The following is an 18415-nucleotide window of genomic DNA, read 5'->3' as shown; positions in this document are numbered from 1 at the left end:
CGATCAGGCGAAAGGCGGAAAAAGGACCGGCAGCCACGGGGTTGCCGGTCCGGGTTCGCGCTTACAGCGGATGATCGCCCGTGGCGTCGATCACGCGCGTGGGCAGCCCCAGCTCGCCCAGCAGTTCAAGGAAGGGACGGGCGGGCATGTCTTCGACGTTGACCATCTTTTTCACATCCCAGATGCCGCGCGCGACAAGGATGGCCGCCGCGACCGGCGGCACACCCGCCGTGTAGCTGATGCCCTGGCTGCCCACCTCGTTATAGGCGTCCTTGTGGTCGGCGACGTTGTAGATGAACACCTCGCCCGGCTTGCCGTTCAGCGTGCCCTTGACCAGATCGCCGATGCAGGTCTTGCCTTCGTAATCGGGCGCAAGGCTCGCCGGGTCGGGCAGCACGGCCTTGACCACTTTCAGTGGCACGACCTCAAGTCCTTCGGCAGTTTTGACCGGCTGTTCGGATAGCAGTCCAAGGTTCTTCAGCACGGTGAAGACGTTGATGTAATGATCGCCAAAGCCCATCCAGAAGCGGACATCCGCCTGGGGATAACGCGCGGAAAGGCTGTGTACCTCGTCATGGCCTGACAGATAGGCGGTGCGCTTGCCGACCACCGGCAGATCCCATTCGCGGCCGACCTCGAACATCTTGTTCTGACGCCATTCGCCGCCCTGCCACGAATAGACCGTGCCGGTGAATTCGCGGAAGTTGATCTCGGGGTCAAAGTTCGTGGCGAAATAGCGGCCATGCGAACCGGCGTTGATGTCCACGATGTCGATCGAGTCGATTTTGTCGAAATATTCATCCTCGGCGAGGCGCGCATAGGCGTTGACCACACCCGGGTCAAAGCCCGCGCCCAGAATGGCGGTGACCCCGGCCTTTTCGCAATCTTCGCGGCGCTTCCATTCGTAGTTGGCATACCAAGGCGGCGTTTCGCAGATCTTGGCCGGGTCTTCGTGAATGGCGGTGTCGAGATAGGCTGCACCGGTCTCGATACAGCCCTGCAATACCGTCATGTTGATAAAGGCCGAGCCGACGTTGATGACGATTCCCGCGTCGATCTTGCGGATCAGATCGGCGACAGCCTTGCTGTCCATGGCGTCAAGCCCATGGGCGGTGAATTCGACCTCATGGCCCTTTTCACGAATGCTCGCGATGATCTTATCGGCCTTGGAAGGTGTTCGGCTGGCAATATGCAGCGTTCCGAATTCCTTGGCATTCTGCGCCACCTTATGCGCGACCACCTGGGCGACGCCGCCGGCGCCGATGATGAGCACGTTCTTGGCCAATTCAGTCTCCTTTTCGGGGCTGGGAAAGGGGATGGCTTGCGCCTGATCAGGACAGGCTGGCTTTGTAATCGTCGTAAGAGAACCGGCGAACCTCGCGGATCGTTCCGTTCTCGTCGCGAATGGCGATTGCGGGCATTGCGACGCCGTTGAACCAGTTCTTTTTAACCATGGTATAGCCGCCTGCGTCTGCGATGCTGATCCGATCGCCGACCTTCAGCGGCTCGGCAAAGCGGCCCTCGCCAAAGATATCGCCTGCAAGGCAGGTCTTGCCTGCGATCTGATAGACATGCGCGCCGTCCTGCGGCAGTTTCGCTGTTTCGCGGTAAATCAGCAGGTCGAGCATATGCGCCTCGATGCTGCTGTCCACGATGGCGACGTCCTTGCCGTTGTGGATCAGGTCAAGCACAGTCACCTCAAGCGAGGTCGAACGGGTGATGCTGGCCTCGCCCGGTTCAAGATAGACCTGCACGCCGAATCGCTGCGAAAAGGCCTTCAGCCGGTCGGCCAGCCGGTCCAGCGGATAGCCTTCGCCGGTAAAATGGATGCCGCCGCCAAGGCTGACCCAGTCAAGCTTTTCCAGGAAGGCGCCGAATTCGCTTTCGATCCGGCCAAGCTGGGCGTCAAAGAGGTCGAAATCGCCGTTTTCGCAATTATAGTGGATCATCACGCCGCTGATGCGGTCCAGCGCCTGTTCAAGCCGGCCAAGATCCCATTCTCCAAGGCGGGAAAAGGGGCGTGCCGGATCGGCCAGATCAAAGCCCGAGGTCGAAAAGCGCGGATTCAGCCGCAGCCCCATGGTGATGCCGCGTTCAGCCGCTTTGGCCCCAAAACGGTCAAGCTGGCCCAGGCTGTTAAAGATGATCTTGTCGGCGTAACCCAGCGCCTCGTCGATTTCGTGATCGGCCCAGGCGACTGAATAGGCATGGGTTTCCTTGCCGAATTCCTCATGGCCAAGCCGCAGCTCGAACAGGCTGGACGAGGTGGTGCCGTCCATGAACTCGCGCATAAAGTCGAAGGCCGACCAGGTTGCAAAGCATTTCAGCGCCAGCAGGCATTTCGCACCCGAGCGTTCACGCAGGCGCTGGATGCGCTCCATGTTCACGCGCAGCCGGGCGAGGTCGATCACGTAATAGGGGGTCTGCAGATCGGACATGGCGCTGGTCCTCTGGGTCTGGCGACCGTGAAAGCTGAAACGAAGGGCTCATTTAGGGCCACGCGCCGCATTTCGCAAGAAAGCGTGACGGCCGCGTGACGACAGATCAGCGCAATCGGACCGGCTGGCCGGTGCGCACCGATTCATCAGCCGCCAGACAGACGGCCAGCGACGAGACTGCGTCCTGCATGTGACGCGACAGATCCATGTCCTCGGCGATGGCGCGGGCCATGAAAGCGGCCTCGGCATCGCAAAGCTCTTGATGGCCCGGCTCTCCCTGCATCGAGATATCCTGATCAGGTTCGCCGACCCGGTGCAGGCGCAGGGTCGAGGTGCGGGTGTGGGTGTCGATATCGTCCGAACGCGCATCTTCGGGCATGCGGATGCTGACCGCGCCGCGCGGGCTGACCACATCTTTTACGAAAAATGCGGTATCGGACATCATCGGCCCCCAGCCGGCCTCATACCAGCCAAGCGAGCCGTCCTCGAACAGCACCTGGAAATGGCCATAGTTATACATGTCCGGCCCGATTTCGTCCGAGAGGCGGAGCCCCATGCCGCGGACCTCAACCGGCGCGGCATCGGTGATCTGGCACATGACATCGACATAATGTACGCCGCAATCAACGATGGGCGGTGTCGTGTGCATCAACGCCTTGTGCACCTGCCAGGTGGGACCCGAACTTTGCTGGTTCAGGTTCAGGCGGAACACATAGGGGCCGCCAAGTGCCCGTGCCTCGGTGATCAGGCGCTGCCAGCTGGGATGGTGGCGCAGGATATATCCGACGACCAGTTTGCGCCCGGTTTCTTGCGCGCATTCGACGACGCGGCGGGCATCCTCGACCGTGGTGGCCAGCGGCTTTTCGACAAAGACATGCGCCCCGGCCCGCAGCGCGGCCAGCGCATATTCGGCATGGCTGTCGGAATAGGTGGCGACGACCACGACATCCGGCCGCAGGCGCCGCAGCGCTTCGTGATAATCCTGGCTTTGCGGAATGGCGGCCAGTTCCGGCGGCAGTTCGACCGGAGAGCGGTTGACGAGGCCGACGATCTCGGCCCCCGGCTGCTTCAGCCACGCAACCGCATGGCTGCGTCCCATATTGCCCAGACCTGCGACCAGAACCCGCATGGCTTAGTCGTCCACGATCGAGAGGATCTTGGGCAGGGCGGGGCAGGGCAAGAGCTGGTTGCGTGCCACATCCGCCAGCGTATGGTTGTGCAGGAACACATAGACATGTGCCGACAGGCTTTCCCACAGCCGGTTCGACAACGTCTGCGCCCGCGAGCCCGAGACGCCGCCCGACACGCCCGCCCCGACATGCAGTGCGCTGACGGTTTCGTCCACCGCTTCCAGCACATCGGCGACGCGGATGGTTTCAGGCGCTCGGGCCAGACGATAGCCGCCGCCGGGGCCGCGCACGGAATCGACCAGGCCCGCGCGGCGCAGGCGTACAAACAGCTGCTCAAGGTAGGGCAGCGAGATGTCCTGACGACGCGAGATTTCCGCCAGCGAGGTCAGATCATCGCCCTGGGCTGTGGCCAGGTCGACCAAGGCGACCATTGCATAACGCCCCTTGGTGGATAGTTTCATCTTGCATCTCCTCCTGGCGCAAACGGATTGACGAGGCGCTAACCAAAGGCTAATCGGCCACCGCCGTCTTTGAATGCGTCTTGCCTATGACGGGCGCGCTTCCCAGATTGACGATCTAGAGCCGCGCCGCCACAGGGTCAAGAAACCCGAGTTTCAAAGGAAGCCCATGCCTGAACTGATTTTCCCCGGTCCCGAAGGTCGTCTTGAGGGGCGCTATCACGCGCAACCCAATCCTGATGCCCCCATCGCCATCGTTCTGCACCCGCATCCGCAATATGGCGGGACGATGAACAACAGGGTTGTTTATAACCTTCACTATGCCTTCCATCGCATGGGCTTTACCGTCATGCGGTTCAACTTCCGCGGCGTCGGCCGCAGCCAGGGAGAATTCGATCAGGGCGTCGGCGAGCTGTCGGACGCGGCGGCCGCGCTGGACTATCTGCAGGCAATGAACCCGAACTCCAAGCACTGCTGGGTCGCGGGCTTCAGCTTTGGCGCCTGGATCGGCATGCAGCTGCTGATGCGCCGGCCCGAGATCACCGGCTTTATCTCGGTCGCGCCGCCCGCGAACATGTATGATTTTTCGTTCCTTGCGCCTTGTCCGTCCTCGGGGCTGATCATCAACGGTACTGTTGACCGCGTCGCTCCGCCCAAGGATGTTCACGCGCTGGTCGGCAAGCTGCGCGAGCAAAAGGGCATCACCATCACCCATGAGGAAATCGAGGGCGCGGACCACTTCTTCCGCGATGACGAAGTCCACATGAAGCCGATGATCGAGACGGTTCAGGCCTATGTCCGCCGCCGTCTGACTGAAACCACGCGCTGACACTTGCGGGGCCGGGCTGCTGGTCCCGGCCTTCGCCGCCACCGGAGGCTTTGCACATGTCCGATCTGACCCGGCGTTTTGCCTTTCTGGTCGAGGCTGACCGCCTGAAATCGGTCGAGCGGGCGAATGTGCTGATGAACCTGTCGCGGCCCGAGAACAGCGCCGAGCACAGCTGGCATGTCGCGCTGTACGGGTTGGTCTTTGGCGCCTCGGATCGCGCCATCGCAATGCTTTTGCTGCATGATCTGGTCGAGATCGACACCGGCGATCATCCAATCCATCTGGCCCATGACGCTGCCGCCGTTCATGCCGCAGAAGACGCTGCGGCGCGCCGGCTTTTCGGCATGTTCCCGGGTGGCGAGGACGCACTGGCGCTGTGGCGTGAATTCGAGGCGGGCGAAAGTACGGATGCCCGCATGGCCAAGCGGATGGATCATGTCCAGCCGCTGTTTCAGGTACTTTGCGCGCCTCGGCCCTTGCCCGATCACGTCACCATCGTTCGTGACAATATGGCTTCGGGTCGCGCCAAAAGGCTGTGGACCGAATGGCCCGAAGTGATGGCTGCGGCCGGGGCCATGCTGGCCGGGCAGACACCCGGGGGTGAGCTTGCCCAACGTCTGAATTTTCTGGCCGAGGCTGACCGGCTGAAATCGGTCCTGCGGGCCAGCCTGCTTTGCGATGCCTCGCGACGTGAAAACAGCGCCGAACATAGCTGGCACCTGGCACTTTATGCGCTGGTCATGGCGGCACATGCCGGGCCGGGGGTCGATATCGGCCGGGTGATCCGCATGCTTTTGCTGCATGATCTGGTCGAGATCGACACAGGCGACGTGCCAATCCACTCGCAAAACGGCCAGGCACATCACAGCGAGGCGCAGCTTGCTGCCGAAGAGGCGGCCGCCCGACGCATCTTTGGTCTTTTGCCCGAGGCTCAGGGGCGCGAGCTGCATGCCCTCTGGGCTGAGTTCGAGGCCAATGAGACCCCGGATGCGGTCTTTGCCAAATCGCTCGACCGGGCTCAGCCGGTGATGCAGAACATCGCGTCAGGTGGCGGGACCTGGGCTGAATACCGCGTGACCTATACCCAACTGGTCGAACGCGTGGGTCAGCGCATCGACCGCGGCGCGCCCGCGCTGTGGTCATGGCTGAGCGAAAGCGCGCGGGTCTATTTCGGGGTCTGAAACCTGTTCGCCCCGATCTGTATGCAATCGCATACCGGGCTTTCCTTTCGTCAGGAATGCGGCTATAGGGCTGCGAGCCGAATCCTAATCGAAGGGACCACCCATGTCGAAGATCAAGGTAGAGAACCCCGTCGTCGAGCTTGACGGCGACGAGATGACCCGGATCATCTGGGACTTCATCAAGAAGAAGCTGATCCTTCCCTATCTGGACATCGACCTGAAATATTACGACCTTGGCATCGAAGAGCGTGACCGTACCGAGGATCAGATCACTGTTGATGCGGCCGAGGCGATCAAGAAATACGGCGTTGGCGTGAAATGCGCCACCATCACGCCGGATGAGGCACGCGTTCAGGAATTCGGCCTGAAAAAGATGTGGAAATCGCCGAACGGCACTATCCGCAACATCCTGGGTGGGGTGATCTTCCGCGAACCGATCATCTGCCGCAACGTGCCGCGTCTGGTGCCCGGCTGGACCCAGCCCATCGTCGTCGGCCGTCACGCCTTTGGCGATCAGTACAAGGCGACCGACTTCCGCTTCCCGGGCAAGGGCAAGCTTACGATCAAATTCGTCGGCGATGACGGCGAGGTGATCGAGCATGAGGTTTATCAGGCGTCCGGCGCCGGCGTCGCCATGGCGATGTACAACCTTGACCAGTCGATCATCGACTTTGCCCGCGCCTCGATGAACTACGGTCTGAACCGTGGCTACCCGGTCTATCTGTCGACCAAGAACACCATCCTGAAAGCCTATGACGGCCGCTTCAAGGACCTGTTCCAAAAGGTCTATGAGGAAGAGTTTGAAGCCGAGTTCAAGAAAAAGGGCATCCATTACGAACACCGTCTGATCGACGACATGGTCGCCTCGGCGATGAAATGGTCGGGCGGTTATGTCTGGGCCTGCAAGAACTACGATGGTGACGTGCAGTCCGACACCGTCGCGCAAGGTTTCGGCAGCCTTGGCCTGATGACCTCGGTCCTGATGACCCCGGATGGGAAGATCGTGGAATCCGAAGCTGCTCATGGTACCGTGACCCGGCACTATCGCGAGCATCAGAAGGGTAACCAGACCTCGACCAACTCGATTGCTTCGATCTTTGCCTGGACCGGCGGTCTGAAGCATCGCGCCAAGCTCGACAACAACGAGGCGCTGATGAACTTTGCCAGGACGCTGGAGAAGGTTACCGTCCAGACCGTCGAGGATGGTTTCATGACCAAGGACCTCGCCCTGCTGGTCGGTCCGGACCAAAAATGGCTGACCACCATGGGTTACCTGGAAAAGGTCGACGAATATCTGAACAAGGCGCTGGCGGGCTGATCCGTCGGACATGGGGAAAGGGCCGGGTTGATGCCGGCCCTTTTTCTTTGGCGGCGCGCCTTGTTGCGAAGAAGTTTCCCGATTTGGCGCGAAGCAGCTTAACAGTCGCTCCGGCTTGGCGTATGGGAGGGGCGAGGCATTATCCCGGAGGCCCGCCATGAAAGCTGCCGTCATCACCTTTCCCGGATCGAACTGCGACCGTGACCTTGCCGTCGCGCTGGAACAGGCAGGGGCCAAGGTGACACGGGTCTGGCACAAGGACGAGGCGCTGCCCGGGGGCATTGATCTGGTCGCCGTGCCCGGCGGCTTTTCGTTCGGGGACTACCTTCGCTGCGGCGCCATTGCAGCGCATTCGCCCATCGCCAATGCGGTCCGTACCCATGCGGCGCGCGGCGGCTATGTGCTGGGTATCTGCAACGGCTTTCAGGTCCTGACTGAACTGAACCTTCTGCCCGGTGCACTGATGCGCAATGCCGGGCTGCGCTTTATCTGCCGCGAGGTTGAGCTGAAGGTAGCAACCGCGCAAAGCCCCTTTACCTCGGCCTATGCGGCGGGGACGGCTATCCGCCTGCCGGTTGCGCATCACGACGGCAATTATCAGATTGATGCCGAAGGGCTTGCCGTGTTGAAGGATCAGGACCGTATCGCCTTTACCTATGCGCCGGGCATCAACGGCTCGGTCGCCGATATCGCCGGTGTGCTGTCGGAAAATCGCCGGGTGCTGGGCATGATGCCGCACCCCGAACGTGCTGTTGACGCGACCCATGGCGGTACGGACGGGGCAGGGCTGTTTGCCTCGCTGATGCGTGAGCTGGTCGCAGCCTGACTTGAGCCGCGATCCTTCGCGCACTAGACTGCACCGGTCCCGGAAGGGGGCGGTCTCGGAGGCGCATGCAAGAGGATGACGAATCCACCAGATACCCGGAAGGCAGGTCAAGCCTGACCAGTCGCTGGGGTCTGCGCGGCGTCATTGCCGTACTGCTGATCGTCGCTGCGGCAACGGTCTGGTTTACTAACGCCTGGCTGACGGCAAGATTTTCCGAAACCACCCGGGTCCGGACCGAACTGCGCTCGGCCCTGTATATCGGCAACCTTCTGTCGGAATTGCAGCGTACCTCGGTGGTGCCGCTATTGCTGGCGCGCGACCCTGCGCTGATCTCGGCCCTGTCGGGCAATGATTTCTCGGGCACCTCGGCGCGGCTGATCTCGGCGCAAAAGGAAATCGCGGCTGCTTCGATCAAGCTGCTGGATGCTTCGGGCCGGGTGGTCGGCTCAACCGACCGCAACCTGATCGGCACGAATTACGTGCAGGAGCCGTTCTTTGTCGAGGCGCTGCGTTCAAAGGATACGGTGTTTACCGTCTCATCCTCGCCGCAGGGGGCCTATGAATTCACTTACTCCCGTACGGTCGTTGCTGATGGGCGAACGCTGGGCGTTGTGGTCGTTGGGGCGGATCTGACCCGGCTGGTGCGGTCCTGGGCAGGGATCTCGGACGCGATTGCTGTTACCGACAGTGAGGGGCAGATTATCCTGTCCACTGAGCCGCGCTGGCGCGGGCTGACACTGCCCGAGGCGCTGGCGGTACGCTCGGCCCCTTCGGCAATCGCGCGGGCTTTTCAGGTCACGGCGGATTGGGCCGCACCCCCGGCCGATGCCTATGTCAAAGGACGTGCGGTGATGCAGGCCGAGACCCGCATCCCCTTCCGCGGCTGGAAGATGATCGCCTTTACCACCTATGAATCGGTGCGCGAGCGGGTGAACGCGGTGCTGGCTATGGTGATCATGGGTTTTGCCATCCTGCTGGCGGCGGTCTTTTACCTGTTCTCGCGTCGGGCGCGGGTGGAATCGGCGGCATGGATGCGCGAATCGGCCGATCTGCGGGCGCTGAACGCGCGGCTGACCCGCGAGATTGCCGAACGTGAGCGCATGCAACGCGAGCTGCGCGTCGCCGAACAGACCGTGCAACAGTCAAGCAAACTGGCCGCCCTGGGCGAGATGTCGGCGGGGGTCAGCCATGAGCTGAACCAGCCCCTTGCCGCGATGAAGACCTATCTGGCTGGCGCGCGCCTGTTGTTGCAGCGCGGCCGGGCCGAAGAGGCGCTGTCTAGCTTTCAGCGGATCGACGATCTGGTCGAGCGTATGGGCGCCATCACGCGCCAGCTGAAATCCTTTGCACGCAAGGGCGGCGAGGCGTTTGAGCCGGTCGATTTGCGCGTTGCGCTATCCGGCGCGCTGGTGATGATGGAGCCGCAGCTGCGTTCCCGCACCATTCGGTTGCAGCGCAATATCCCGCGTTATCCGGTAATGGTCTATTGCGACCGCATCCGGCTTGAGCAGATCATCATCAACTTGCTGCGCAACGCCGTCGATGCGATCAAGGACGTTCGCGACCCGGCAATCGAGATCACCGTCAGCTCGGGCTCTCACGCATTCTTGTCCGTACGCGACAATGGGCCGGGTGTATCGGATCTGGAAAATCTGTTTGAACCATTTTTTACCACAAAAAAGCCCGGAGAGGGAACCGGGCTGGGTCTGGCGATTTCTTCTGGGATTGCCGCTGATTTCGGAGGGCGTCTGACAGCGCATAACGCCTCGGACGAAGGGGGAAGCGGCGCCGTATTCGAATTAGAGCTGCCGCTGCACGATCCCGGCCAGCAACCGGGAAAGCAGCAACTGGCGGCAGAATGATAAAAATGAGGTAAGGGCCCATGAGCCGCACGTTGAAGATAGCCGTTGTCGATGACGAACCCGACATGCGTGAATCGATCAGTCAGTGGCTGGCGCTGTCAGGCTTTGACACCGAAACCTTTGCCAGCGCCGATGAGGCGCTGAAGATGATCGGCGCCGACTGGCCGGGGGTCGTGATCTCGGATATCCGCATGCCGGGCATGGACGGAATGGCTTTCCTCAAACGCCTGATGAATATAGATTCCGGTCTGCCGGTCATCGTCATCACCGGCCATGGCGATGTGCCGATGGCGGTTGAGGCGATGCGCATCGGCGCCATGGACTTCATGGAAAAGCCCTTCAACCCCGAGCGCCTGACCGAGCTGGTCAAGAAAGCGACGCAGGCGCGTCGTATGACGCTGGACAACCGTGCCCTGCGCCGTGACCTGTCCGAAGGCCAGCAGGTCATGTCCAAGCTGATCGGCACCAGCCCGGTCATGGACCGCCTGCGCGAGGATATCCTTGATCTGGGGCAGGCCGACGGCCATGTGCTGATCGACGGCGAGACCGGCACCGGCAAGACGCTGGTTGCTCATGCGCTGCATGCCGTGGGGCCGCGCGCGTCCAAGAAATTCGTGCCGATTTCCTGCGCTGCCTATAATGACGAGATTCTGGCGGCAAAGCTGTTCGGCCCCGTTGAAAGTGGCCTGCCCGCAGTTGAAGAGGCGCGCGGCGGCACCCTGTGCCTTGAAGATATCGAGGCGCTGTCGGACCCGCTGCAGGCCCGGCTTTTGGCCTTTATCGCCGATCAGGGCACCCCGGCCGAGACGCGGATCATCGCCATTTCGAATGCGCGTGGCGAAGGGCGTCGGGCCGAGGATTCGCTGCGTCCCGACCTGTTCTACCGGCTGACCGCGCTTAAGATCACCTTGCCGCCGCTGCGTTCGCGAGGCGAGGATATCCTTGCGCTCTTTACCCGCATGACCGAACAATTTGCCGAGGAATACGGTTGCGAGCCGCCGCAGGTCACCGCGCAAGAGGCGGCGCAGCTTTTGCAGGCTCCATGGCCGGGCAACGTGCGTCAGCTTATCAATGTCGCTGAGCGTGCCGTTCTGCAAAACCGCCGTGGTTCGGGGTCGATCGCCTCGCTCTTGATGGCGGATGGTGAGGATATGCAGCAGGCCACCACGACCGAGGGCAAGCCGCTGAAAGAATATGTCGAAAGCTTTGAAAAAATGCTGATCGACAACACCATGCGCCGTCACAAGGGCAGCATTGCCGCAGTCATGGACGAACTGTGCCTGCCGCGTCGTACGCTGAACGAAAAGATGGCGAAATACGGGCTGAGCCGCAGCGATTACCTCTAGGCGGGCCCGGCTGTCCGGGCGGCTGGATCTGTCCTGAGCAGGGCAGGGCGCCGCCCATTCGGGGGCCAAACGGGGCCTGGGCCAAAAACAGATTGTATCTGCGTGCCCTTCCCCGCTATCTTGCCCCTGTAGGGCGGGGCGCCTTCAATTTACGGACGCCCCCTCTTGCCAGTTTCGCAGCGCGCCAGCCAGCCGCGACACGTATGACGTGCCGGTGGTGTCCCGCGCGGGAAAATCTGCCCATGCCCTGTCGGGCCTCTGGGCAATCGTGATCGCCGCCCTTTAGCCGCGCAAGCGGCAAGGGGCCAAGAAAGGTAAACAGACGCGATGGATCGCGCAGCGCAGCTTGATCGGCAACGGTGGCAGGGGAAAACCCTGACCGCCGCGATTGCTGCTGGCCGCGCGGCTTTCGCCGTCCCCTCATACAGCAGCCGGGTCTTGCCCCCGCCTTTGGGCGGGTTGGTCCGGCTGTCCGAAAGACGGAAACATGTCAAAGAAAATGCTGATCGACGCCACGCATCCCGAAGAGACTCGGGTTGTCGTGGTCGATGGGACCAAGGTCGAAGAATTTGATTTCGAGACAGTCAACAAGCGACAGATAACCGGCAATATCTATCTGGCCAAGGTCACGCGGGTCGAACCCTCGTTGCAGGCGGCCTTTGTGGATTACGGCGGCAACCGCCACGGCTTTCTCGCCTTTGCCGAGATCCATCCCGATTATTACCAGATCCCCGCTGCCGACCGGCAGGCGCTTCTGGAAGAGGAGCGTCAGGCCGCCGTGGCCGACTCTGATGAGGGCGAAAAGCCCCGCCGCAATGGCCGTCGCCGCAAATCCGCCAAACCAGCCGCTACCGGGAATGGCGATGCTGTGCAGGTCTCGGAAGAGATCGCCGGCATGACCGTGCTGGACCCGTCGGAGGGTGAAACCGTTCTGGTCGAAGAACTGCCGACGAGCGGTGACGCCGGCGACGAGCCCGCCGAGACGGCCGAACCCGCCGAGACGGCCGAACCCGCCGAGACGGCCGAACCCGCCGAGACGGCCGAACCCGCCGAGGAAAACGCGTCCGAGCACAGCGATGAGGATGATGGTATCGAATCCGTCGCCGAAGAGGACGTGGCCGAGGAAATCCGGGCCCCCAAAAAGCCGCGCGCCCGCCGCTATAAGATCCAGGAGGTGATCAAGGTCCGGCAGATCATGCTGGTCCAGGTCGTCAAGGAAGAGCGTGGCAACAAGGGTGCTGCGCTGACCACTTATCTGTCGCTGGCCGGTCGCTATTGTGTCCTGATGCCGAATACCGCGCGTGGTGGCGGGATCAGCCGCAAAATCACCAATGCTGCCGACCGCAAGAAGCTTAAGGAAATCGCCTCGGAACTGGCGGTTCCAGAGGGGGCGGGCCTCATCATCCGCACCGCTGGCAGCCAGCGCACCCGCACCGAGATCCGGCGGGACTATGAATATCTGATGCGCCTGTGGGAGCAGATCCGTGATCTGACCTTCAAGTCCATCGCGCCCGCCCCGATCTATGAGGAAGGCGACCTTATCAAGCGCACGATCCGCGATCTTTATAGCAAAGAGATCGACGAGGTTCTGGTCGAGGGCGAGCGTGGCTATCGCACGGCCAAGGACTTCATGAAGATGATCATGCCGTCCCACGCCAAGAACGTGAAGCATTACAGCGATCCGATGCCGCTTTATGCGCGCTATCAGGTCGAAAGCTATCTGGCTGGCATGTTCAACCCGGTCGTGCAGCTGAAATCGGGTGGCTATATCGTCATCGGCGTGACCGAGGCGCTGGTCGCCATCGACGTGAACTCGGGCCGCGCCACCAAGGAAGGCTCGATCGAGGAAACCGCGCTCAAGACGAACCTTGAGGCTGCCGAGGAAATCGCGCGGCAACTGCGGTTGCGCGACCTTGCCGGTCTGATCGTCATCGACTTCATCGACATGGAAGAGCGTAAGAACAACGCTGCGGTCGAGAAGCGTTTCAAGGAACGGCTCAAGACCGACCGGGCGCGCATTCAGGTCGGGCGCATCTCGGGCTTTGGTCTGCTTGAGATGTCGCGCCAGCGCCTGCGGCCAGGCATGCTGGAATCGACCACGCAGCCCTGTCCGCACTGCCATGGCACCGGTCTGATCCGCTCGGACGACAGTCTGGCGCTGACCATCCTGCGTGCCATTGAGGAAGAGGGTACCCGTAAGCGTTCGCGCGAAGTGCTGGTCAAGGCACCCGTCGCTGTGGCGAACTTCCTGATGAACGCCAAGCGCGAACATATCGCCGGGATCGAGGCACGTTATGGCCTGTCCGTGCGGGTCGAGGCTGACCCGACGCTGATCTCGCCCGATTACGCGCTTGAGAAATTCAAGACCGCAACCCGCAACCTGCCTGAGGTGGTGACGCCTGTTGTCTCGGTCGATGCGCGGCTGATGGCGCAGATCGACGGCGAAGAGCCCGCCGAGGAAGCGGAAACCGAAGAGGATGCCACCGAAGAGCGCGTCGATGATGCGCGGGCCGAAAATGGGGATGGCGATGCGGCTGGCAAGCGCCGCCGCCGCCGCCGCCGTCGCCGGGGTGGCCGCAATGGTGAAGGTGATGCCCATCACGGTGAGGACGGGGCTGATGACGCCTTGGCCGAGGGTGAAGATGAGGCCGAGGCAGAGGTGACCGCCGAAGCGCCGGACGTGGCGGAACCTGAGCCCGAGGTGGTCGCTGAACCCGCCCCTGTTGCTGAGGCCGAGGAGGAAGCCAAGCCCCGTCGCCGCACTCGTGCCCGCCGTCGCAAGGCTGACGAACCTGCCGAGGCTGAGGCAGCCGAGGTTGTCGCCTCTGCTGATCCGGTCACCGCCGCGCCTGCGGAAGAGGCCGTGGCCGAGGGCGCGCCAGCCGGGACTGTCGATCAGGCAGAGCCTGCTGTCGAACCAGTCGAGGCTGTCGAGCCGGAGCCCACGATAGCTGATGAGCCGGTAAACGAGGTAACCGATGTCGAGGCCCAGCCTGAACCAGCGCTGGTCGAAGAGGTTGTCACGGCAAAACCTGAACCCGCGCCCGCACCCGCTGTCGAGGAAGCGTCCCGGCCCAAGCGTCGCGGCTGGTGGTCGATGGGCTGATCTGTCGCAGCTTTCCACGAAAGCGTGAGGGGCGCGGGGCTTTCCCGCGCCCTCTTCATAAGCCAAGGTACCGGGCATGTTGGGAATCGAGCTTGCAGATGCTGCCTTCTTGCCTGCCGCGACGGTTGCGTTGCTGGCTGGTATCCTGTCCTTTTTGTCGCCCTGCGTGCTGCCGATCGTGCCGCCTTATCTGGCCTATATGACCGGGGTCGGTGTTGGCGGGCTAAAATCGGGCGAGCGCAGCGCGGTCGTGCCGGCGCTGTTCTTTGTTCTTGGGCTCTCTACTGTTTTCCTGCTGATGGGCATGGCGGCATCGGCCTTTGGGCGGATGTTCCTGCAATGGCAGGACCTGCTGGCGCGTGGCGCTGGTGTGGTGGTGATCCTGCTTGGCCTGCATTTCCTGCATGTCCTGCGCATTCCCTTTCTTGATACCGAGGCAAGGATTGATGCGAAAGAGCAGGGCGGCAGCGCACTTGGTGCCTATGTGCTGGGGCTGGCCTTTGCCTTTGGCTGGACACCTTGTATCGGACCGCAGCTTGGCATGATCCTGTCCCTGGCCGCGACCGGCGGGGCGATGGGCAAGGGAACGGCGCTGCTGGCGATCTATGCTTTAGGGCTGGGCATTCCCTTTCTGCTTTCGGCCATTTTCATCAACCGTGCCATCGGCCTGATGAATCGGATCAAGCCGCATCTGAAGCTGATCGAGCGTATTATGGGCGGGCTTCTGGTCGTGGTCGGTATCGCGCTGCTGACTGGTGCATTCCCTGCGTTTGCCTATTGGCTGCTTGAAACTTTTCCTTGGCTGGCGGGGCTGGGTTAATCCCAGTTCGGCGGCCGTTTTTCCAGAAAAGCCTGAATGCCTTCGGCTGTGTCGGGCCGTAGCAGGTTTTCGCAGATCACTGCGCCGGTGGTCGCGTAAGCTTCTGCAAGGCCGAGGTTGCGCTGAGCGTGAAAGGCGCGTTTGCCCATCCGCACCGCTGCGGGCAGTTTGGCGGCGATTTGCTGCGCCAGCGCCATAGCCTCTGCCCCAAGCTCTGCGGTCGGAGTCACCCGGTTTACCAACCCCAACTCGCGCGCCCGGGCGGCGTCGATGAAATCGCCGGTAACCAACATCTCGAATGCAGCGCGGGGCGGAATGGCGCGCGACAGCGCCACCATGGGGGTTGAGCAGAAAAGCCCGACGTTCACGCCGTTGACGCCAAAACGCACGCCTTCTGCCGCGACAGCCAGATCGCAACTGGCGACCAGCTGGCAGCCGGCAGCGGTGGCGATGCCCTGCACCTCGGCAATCACCGGCTGGGGCAGGGCAGGGAGCTTTTGCATCATCGCCGCGCAGCGTGAAAACAGCCGTTCATAGGCGTTGCGACCGCTATCTTCGTCACGCCGCGCGCCCTGAATTTCGCGCAGGTCGTGACCGGCGCAGAAAGCCTTGCCCCGCGCGGCAAGTATGATGGCGCGGATGCCCTCATCCCCCGCCACCTCGTCCAGCGCATCGGAAAGTGCATCGATCATCGCCGTGGAAAGAGCGTTGTAATTCATTGGGCTGTTCAGGATCAGCCGGGCAACGGCGCCTTCGTCCTGACGCAGTACCAGCGGTTCGGGATTTCCGTCCTTCATGCTTTCCTCCTGACAGCTATGATGCGGCTTGTCTTTTCCCTGCCTTGCCGATCACTCTAGCTGTGGTTCCGACAGGGGGGAAGCATGGCATTGGTGATGGACCGCGAGGCACTGAACGTATTTCTTGACCGGAATTTTCCGCAAGTCGCGGGGCAGATCCGCGTCGAGGCGCTGGATGAGCAGCAAATGACTGCCCGGCTGCTGGTCAATGAACAACATCTGCGCCCGGGAGGTACCATCAGCGGTCCGGCAATGTTTGCCCTTGCCGATGTGACGATCTATCTGGCGATCCTTGCCCGCATCGGAGAGGTGGCGCTGGCGGTGACGACCAACGCCTCAATCGACTTCATGCGCAAACCTGAGTCTGGGCGCGATTTACTGGCCGATTGTCGTATCCTTAAGCTTGGGCGGGTACTGGCGGTCGGCGAGGTGCTGATGCGCTCGGAAGGCAGCGAGGAGCCGGTCGCGCGTTGCTCGATGACCTATTCGATTCCGCCGAACCGGTGATATTGGCGGGGGTTGCAATGGGGTATTATAATACCTATTTCATAACCATATGAAACTGCGATATAAATTCAGAACCATCTCGCTTGACCTGCGTGCGAGTTTTGCCGATATACCCCCATCTCGAATTGCAGCCCCCAAAGGGACCGACAAATGAAAACCTATACCGCGAAACCGGCGGAGATCGAGAAGAAGTGGATCCTGATCGACGCCGAGGGCGTTGTTCTGGGCCGGCTCGCCTCGATCGTCGCCATGCGCCTGCGTGGCAAGCACAAGCCGACTTTCACCCCGCACATGGACATGGGCGACAATGTCATCATCATCAACGCCGACAAGGTGCAGATGACCGGCGACAAGCGTGACGCCAAGAAATACTACTGGCACACCGGCCATCCGGGCGGCATCAAGCACCGGACTGCGCGTCAGATCCTGGAAGGCGCCCACCCCGAGCGCGTGGTGATCAAGGCTGTGGAGCGAATGATCTCGCGTAACAAGCTGGGCCGCAAACAGATGAGCAACCTGCGCGTCTATGCCGGTGCCGAGCACCCGCACGAGGCGCAGCAGCCCGAAGTGCTGGACGTCAAGTCCATGAACGCCAAGAACACCCGGAGCGCGTAAGCCATGGCCGAAGACATCAAGACCCTCGACGATCTGAAATCGGTCGCGGCGGCGGCTCCTGCAGCGACCCCTTCGCGTGAGCCGCAGCGCGACTCGCTTGGCCGTTCCTATGCTACCGGCAAGCGTAAAGACGCGGTTGCTCGCGTCTGGGTCAAGCCGGGCTCGGGCAAGGTGGTGGTGAACGGCAAGGATATTGCCGAGTATTTCGCCCGTCCGGTGCTGCAGATGATCCTGCGCCAGCCTTTCGAAGTGGCCGGCGTTTCGGGCCAGTACGACGTCTATGCCACCGTCGCCGGTGGCGGTCTGTCGGGGCAGGCGGGTGCCGTGAAGCACGGTATCTCGAAAGCTCTGCAGCTGCACGAGCCGTCACTACGCGCTGCACTTAAAGCTGCTGGCTTCCTGACCCGCGACTCGCGCGTGGTTGAACGGAAGAAATACGGTAAAGCCAAAGCTCGCCGTTCGTTCCAGTTCTCGAAACGCTGATCGACCTTTCGATTTTGCTTCCTGGCGCGGTCCCACTGGGGCCGCGTCTTGCTTTTTAGGCCTCCGATTCCGCTCAGTCCGAGTCGTCAGGCACCGGTCGCGCGCTATTCAGGGTGCAACCTATGGCTGCGCTGTCAGAAAGATCGGAATTCTCCCCGAAGATTACGACATAAAAATGACAATAAATCATATGGTTGCACTTTTCTTACTCGGAACGTGCATTTTTGTGCTTGCAAGATCATCTTACAGGGCCTAGATACCGCTTCACCGACGCGGCGAGGCGCTGCGGCGGACGGCCGAAGCGGCGCGAAAGCAACGCCAAGTCTGAAAATTCAGGAGACCTGATGGCTTGGATGGCGCCATGGATGTGGTGTTGTTCGGGTTATTTTGTTTCCTCTGCTTTTTGACATTATTGGATATCTGAAGGGATATGCGGGCGGTCTGGTCGTTCAGTCGACGGATGACTTGCATATCGGCCTGGTAGGGGATTTCCCCGATGATCCAGGTGTCAGCTTCACTGTTTGTCGGTTCACGCGAGTGAATAGACAGGCAGAGATGATCCTTCCTTTACTGGAAGGACAGATGTGCAAGGTCTTTCTGTCAGGGATACGCGCTTTTTGCGCGTTTCAACTTGAGAGTTTGATCCTGGCTCAGAACGAACGCTGGCGGCAGGCCTAACACATGCAAGTCGAGCGAGGA

Annotated in this window: 16 protein-coding genes and 1 rRNA gene; 12 read left to right on the top strand and 5 right to left on the bottom strand. The window is 61.5% G+C overall.

The window, feature by feature from the left end; all coding sequences use genetic code 11:
- Nucleotides 1–61: 61 nt before the first annotated feature.
- The 4 genes from M511_RS01560 to M511_RS01545 form a co-directional block, all read right to left on the bottom strand.
- Nucleotides 62–1285: a saccharopine dehydrogenase family protein gene (locus M511_RS01560; RefSeq protein ID WP_085501182.1), complete on the bottom strand. Its 1224-nt coding sequence runs from the start codon at nt 1283–1285 to the stop codon at nt 62–64.
- Between the two features lie 46 nt (nt 1286–1331).
- Nucleotides 1332–2438, bottom strand: a complete 1107-nt coding sequence (gene nspC, locus M511_RS01555; RefSeq protein ID WP_085501181.1) for a carboxynorspermidine decarboxylase — start codon at nt 2436–2438, stop codon at nt 1332–1334.
- 106 nt (nt 2439–2544) lie between these two features.
- Nucleotides 2545–3567: a Gfo/Idh/MocA family protein gene (locus M511_RS01550; protein ID WP_085501180.1), complete on the bottom strand. Its 1023-nt coding sequence runs from the start codon at nt 3565–3567 to the stop codon at nt 2545–2547.
- 3 nt (nt 3568–3570) lie between these two features.
- Complete coding sequence (locus tag M511_RS01545; protein WP_010398162.1) at nt 3571–4029, bottom strand: Fe-S cluster assembly transcriptional regulator IscR; 459 nt, start codon at nt 4027–4029, stop codon at nt 3571–3573.
- A gap of 166 nt (nt 4030–4195) precedes the next feature.
- On the opposite strand from M511_RS01545, the gene M511_RS01540 reads away from it, so the two are divergent.
- The 8 genes from M511_RS01540 to M511_RS01505 all read left to right on the top strand — a co-directional run bounded on the left by M511_RS01540 (nt 4196) and on the right by M511_RS01505 (nt 15314).
- Nucleotides 4196–4855, top strand: a complete 660-nt coding sequence (locus tag M511_RS01540; RefSeq protein WP_010398164.1) for an alpha/beta hydrolase — start codon at nt 4196–4198, stop codon at nt 4853–4855.
- A 56-nt stretch (nt 4856–4911) separates the two neighbouring features.
- Nucleotides 4912–6036: an HD domain-containing protein gene (locus M511_RS01535; protein ID WP_085501179.1), complete on the top strand. Its 1125-nt coding sequence runs from the start codon at nt 4912–4914 to the stop codon at nt 6034–6036.
- A gap of 103 nt (nt 6037–6139) precedes the next feature.
- Entirely contained in the window at nt 6140–7354 is a 1215-nt protein-coding gene (locus M511_RS01530; protein WP_085501178.1) for an NADP-dependent isocitrate dehydrogenase, read from the top strand.
- A 157-nt stretch (nt 7355–7511) separates the two neighbouring features.
- A complete protein-coding gene (purQ, locus tag M511_RS01525) occupies nt 7512–8180 on the top strand; it encodes a phosphoribosylformylglycinamidine synthase subunit PurQ (protein ID WP_010398171.1) in 669 nt (222 codons plus the stop codon).
- 65 nt (nt 8181–8245) lie between these two features.
- Nucleotides 8246–10042, top strand: a complete 1797-nt coding sequence (locus M511_RS01520) for a sensor histidine kinase (protein WP_010398172.1) — start codon at nt 8246–8248, stop codon at nt 10040–10042.
- Nucleotides 10043–10062: 20 nt separating this feature from the next.
- On the top strand, nt 10063–11388 hold the full coding sequence (locus M511_RS01515) for a sigma-54-dependent transcriptional regulator (RefSeq protein WP_010398174.1): 1326 nt from the start codon (nt 10063–10065) through the stop codon (nt 11386–11388).
- Nucleotides 11389–11875: 487 nt separating this feature from the next.
- Entirely contained in the window at nt 11876–14494 is a 2619-nt protein-coding gene (locus M511_RS01510) for a ribonuclease E/G (RefSeq protein ID WP_085501177.1), read from the top strand.
- Between the two features lie 76 nt (nt 14495–14570).
- On the top strand, nt 14571–15314 hold the full coding sequence (locus M511_RS01505; RefSeq protein WP_010398180.1) for a cytochrome c biogenesis CcdA family protein: 744 nt from the start codon (nt 14571–14573) through the stop codon (nt 15312–15314).
- Here M511_RS01505 and M511_RS01500 read toward each other — a convergent pair.
- Nucleotides 15311–16111, bottom strand: a complete 801-nt coding sequence (locus M511_RS01500; protein WP_010398183.1) for an enoyl-CoA hydratase — start codon at nt 16109–16111, stop codon at nt 15311–15313. The genes M511_RS01505 and M511_RS01500 overlap by 4 nt on opposite strands.
- 84 nt (nt 16112–16195) lie before the next feature.
- Here M511_RS01500 and M511_RS01495 point away from each other — a divergent pair, with 84 nt between their 5' ends.
- The 4 genes from M511_RS01495 to M511_RS01480 all read left to right on the top strand — a co-directional run.
- Nucleotides 16196–16618 carry a PaaI family thioesterase gene (locus M511_RS01495; RefSeq protein WP_085501176.1) on the top strand — a complete coding sequence of 141 codons (423 nt, stop codon included), beginning with the start codon at nt 16196–16198 and terminating at the stop codon, nt 16616–16618.
- A 150-nt stretch (nt 16619–16768) separates the two neighbouring features.
- The gene (gene rplM, locus M511_RS01490) at nt 16769–17233 is read left to right on the top strand and encodes a 50S ribosomal protein L13 (RefSeq protein WP_010398186.1); all 465 of its coding nucleotides are present in this window, start codon (nt 16769–16771) and stop codon (nt 17231–17233) included.
- A 3-nt stretch (nt 17234–17236) separates the two neighbouring features.
- A complete protein-coding gene (gene rpsI, locus M511_RS01485) occupies nt 17237–17716 on the top strand; it encodes a 30S ribosomal protein S9 (RefSeq protein ID WP_010398189.1) in 480 nt (159 codons plus the stop codon).
- Between the two features lie 627 nt (nt 17717–18343).
- Nucleotides 18344–18415: ribosomal RNA gene (locus M511_RS01480) — 16S ribosomal RNA — on the top strand; the annotation flags it as partial.

The sequence above is a fragment of the Paracoccus sp. J56 genome (assembly GCF_019633685.1).
Classification (GTDB): Bacteria; Pseudomonadota; Alphaproteobacteria; order Rhodobacterales; family Rhodobacteraceae; genus Paracoccus; species Paracoccus kondratievae.
This window is presented reverse-complemented; position numbering and strand designations above follow the sequence as displayed.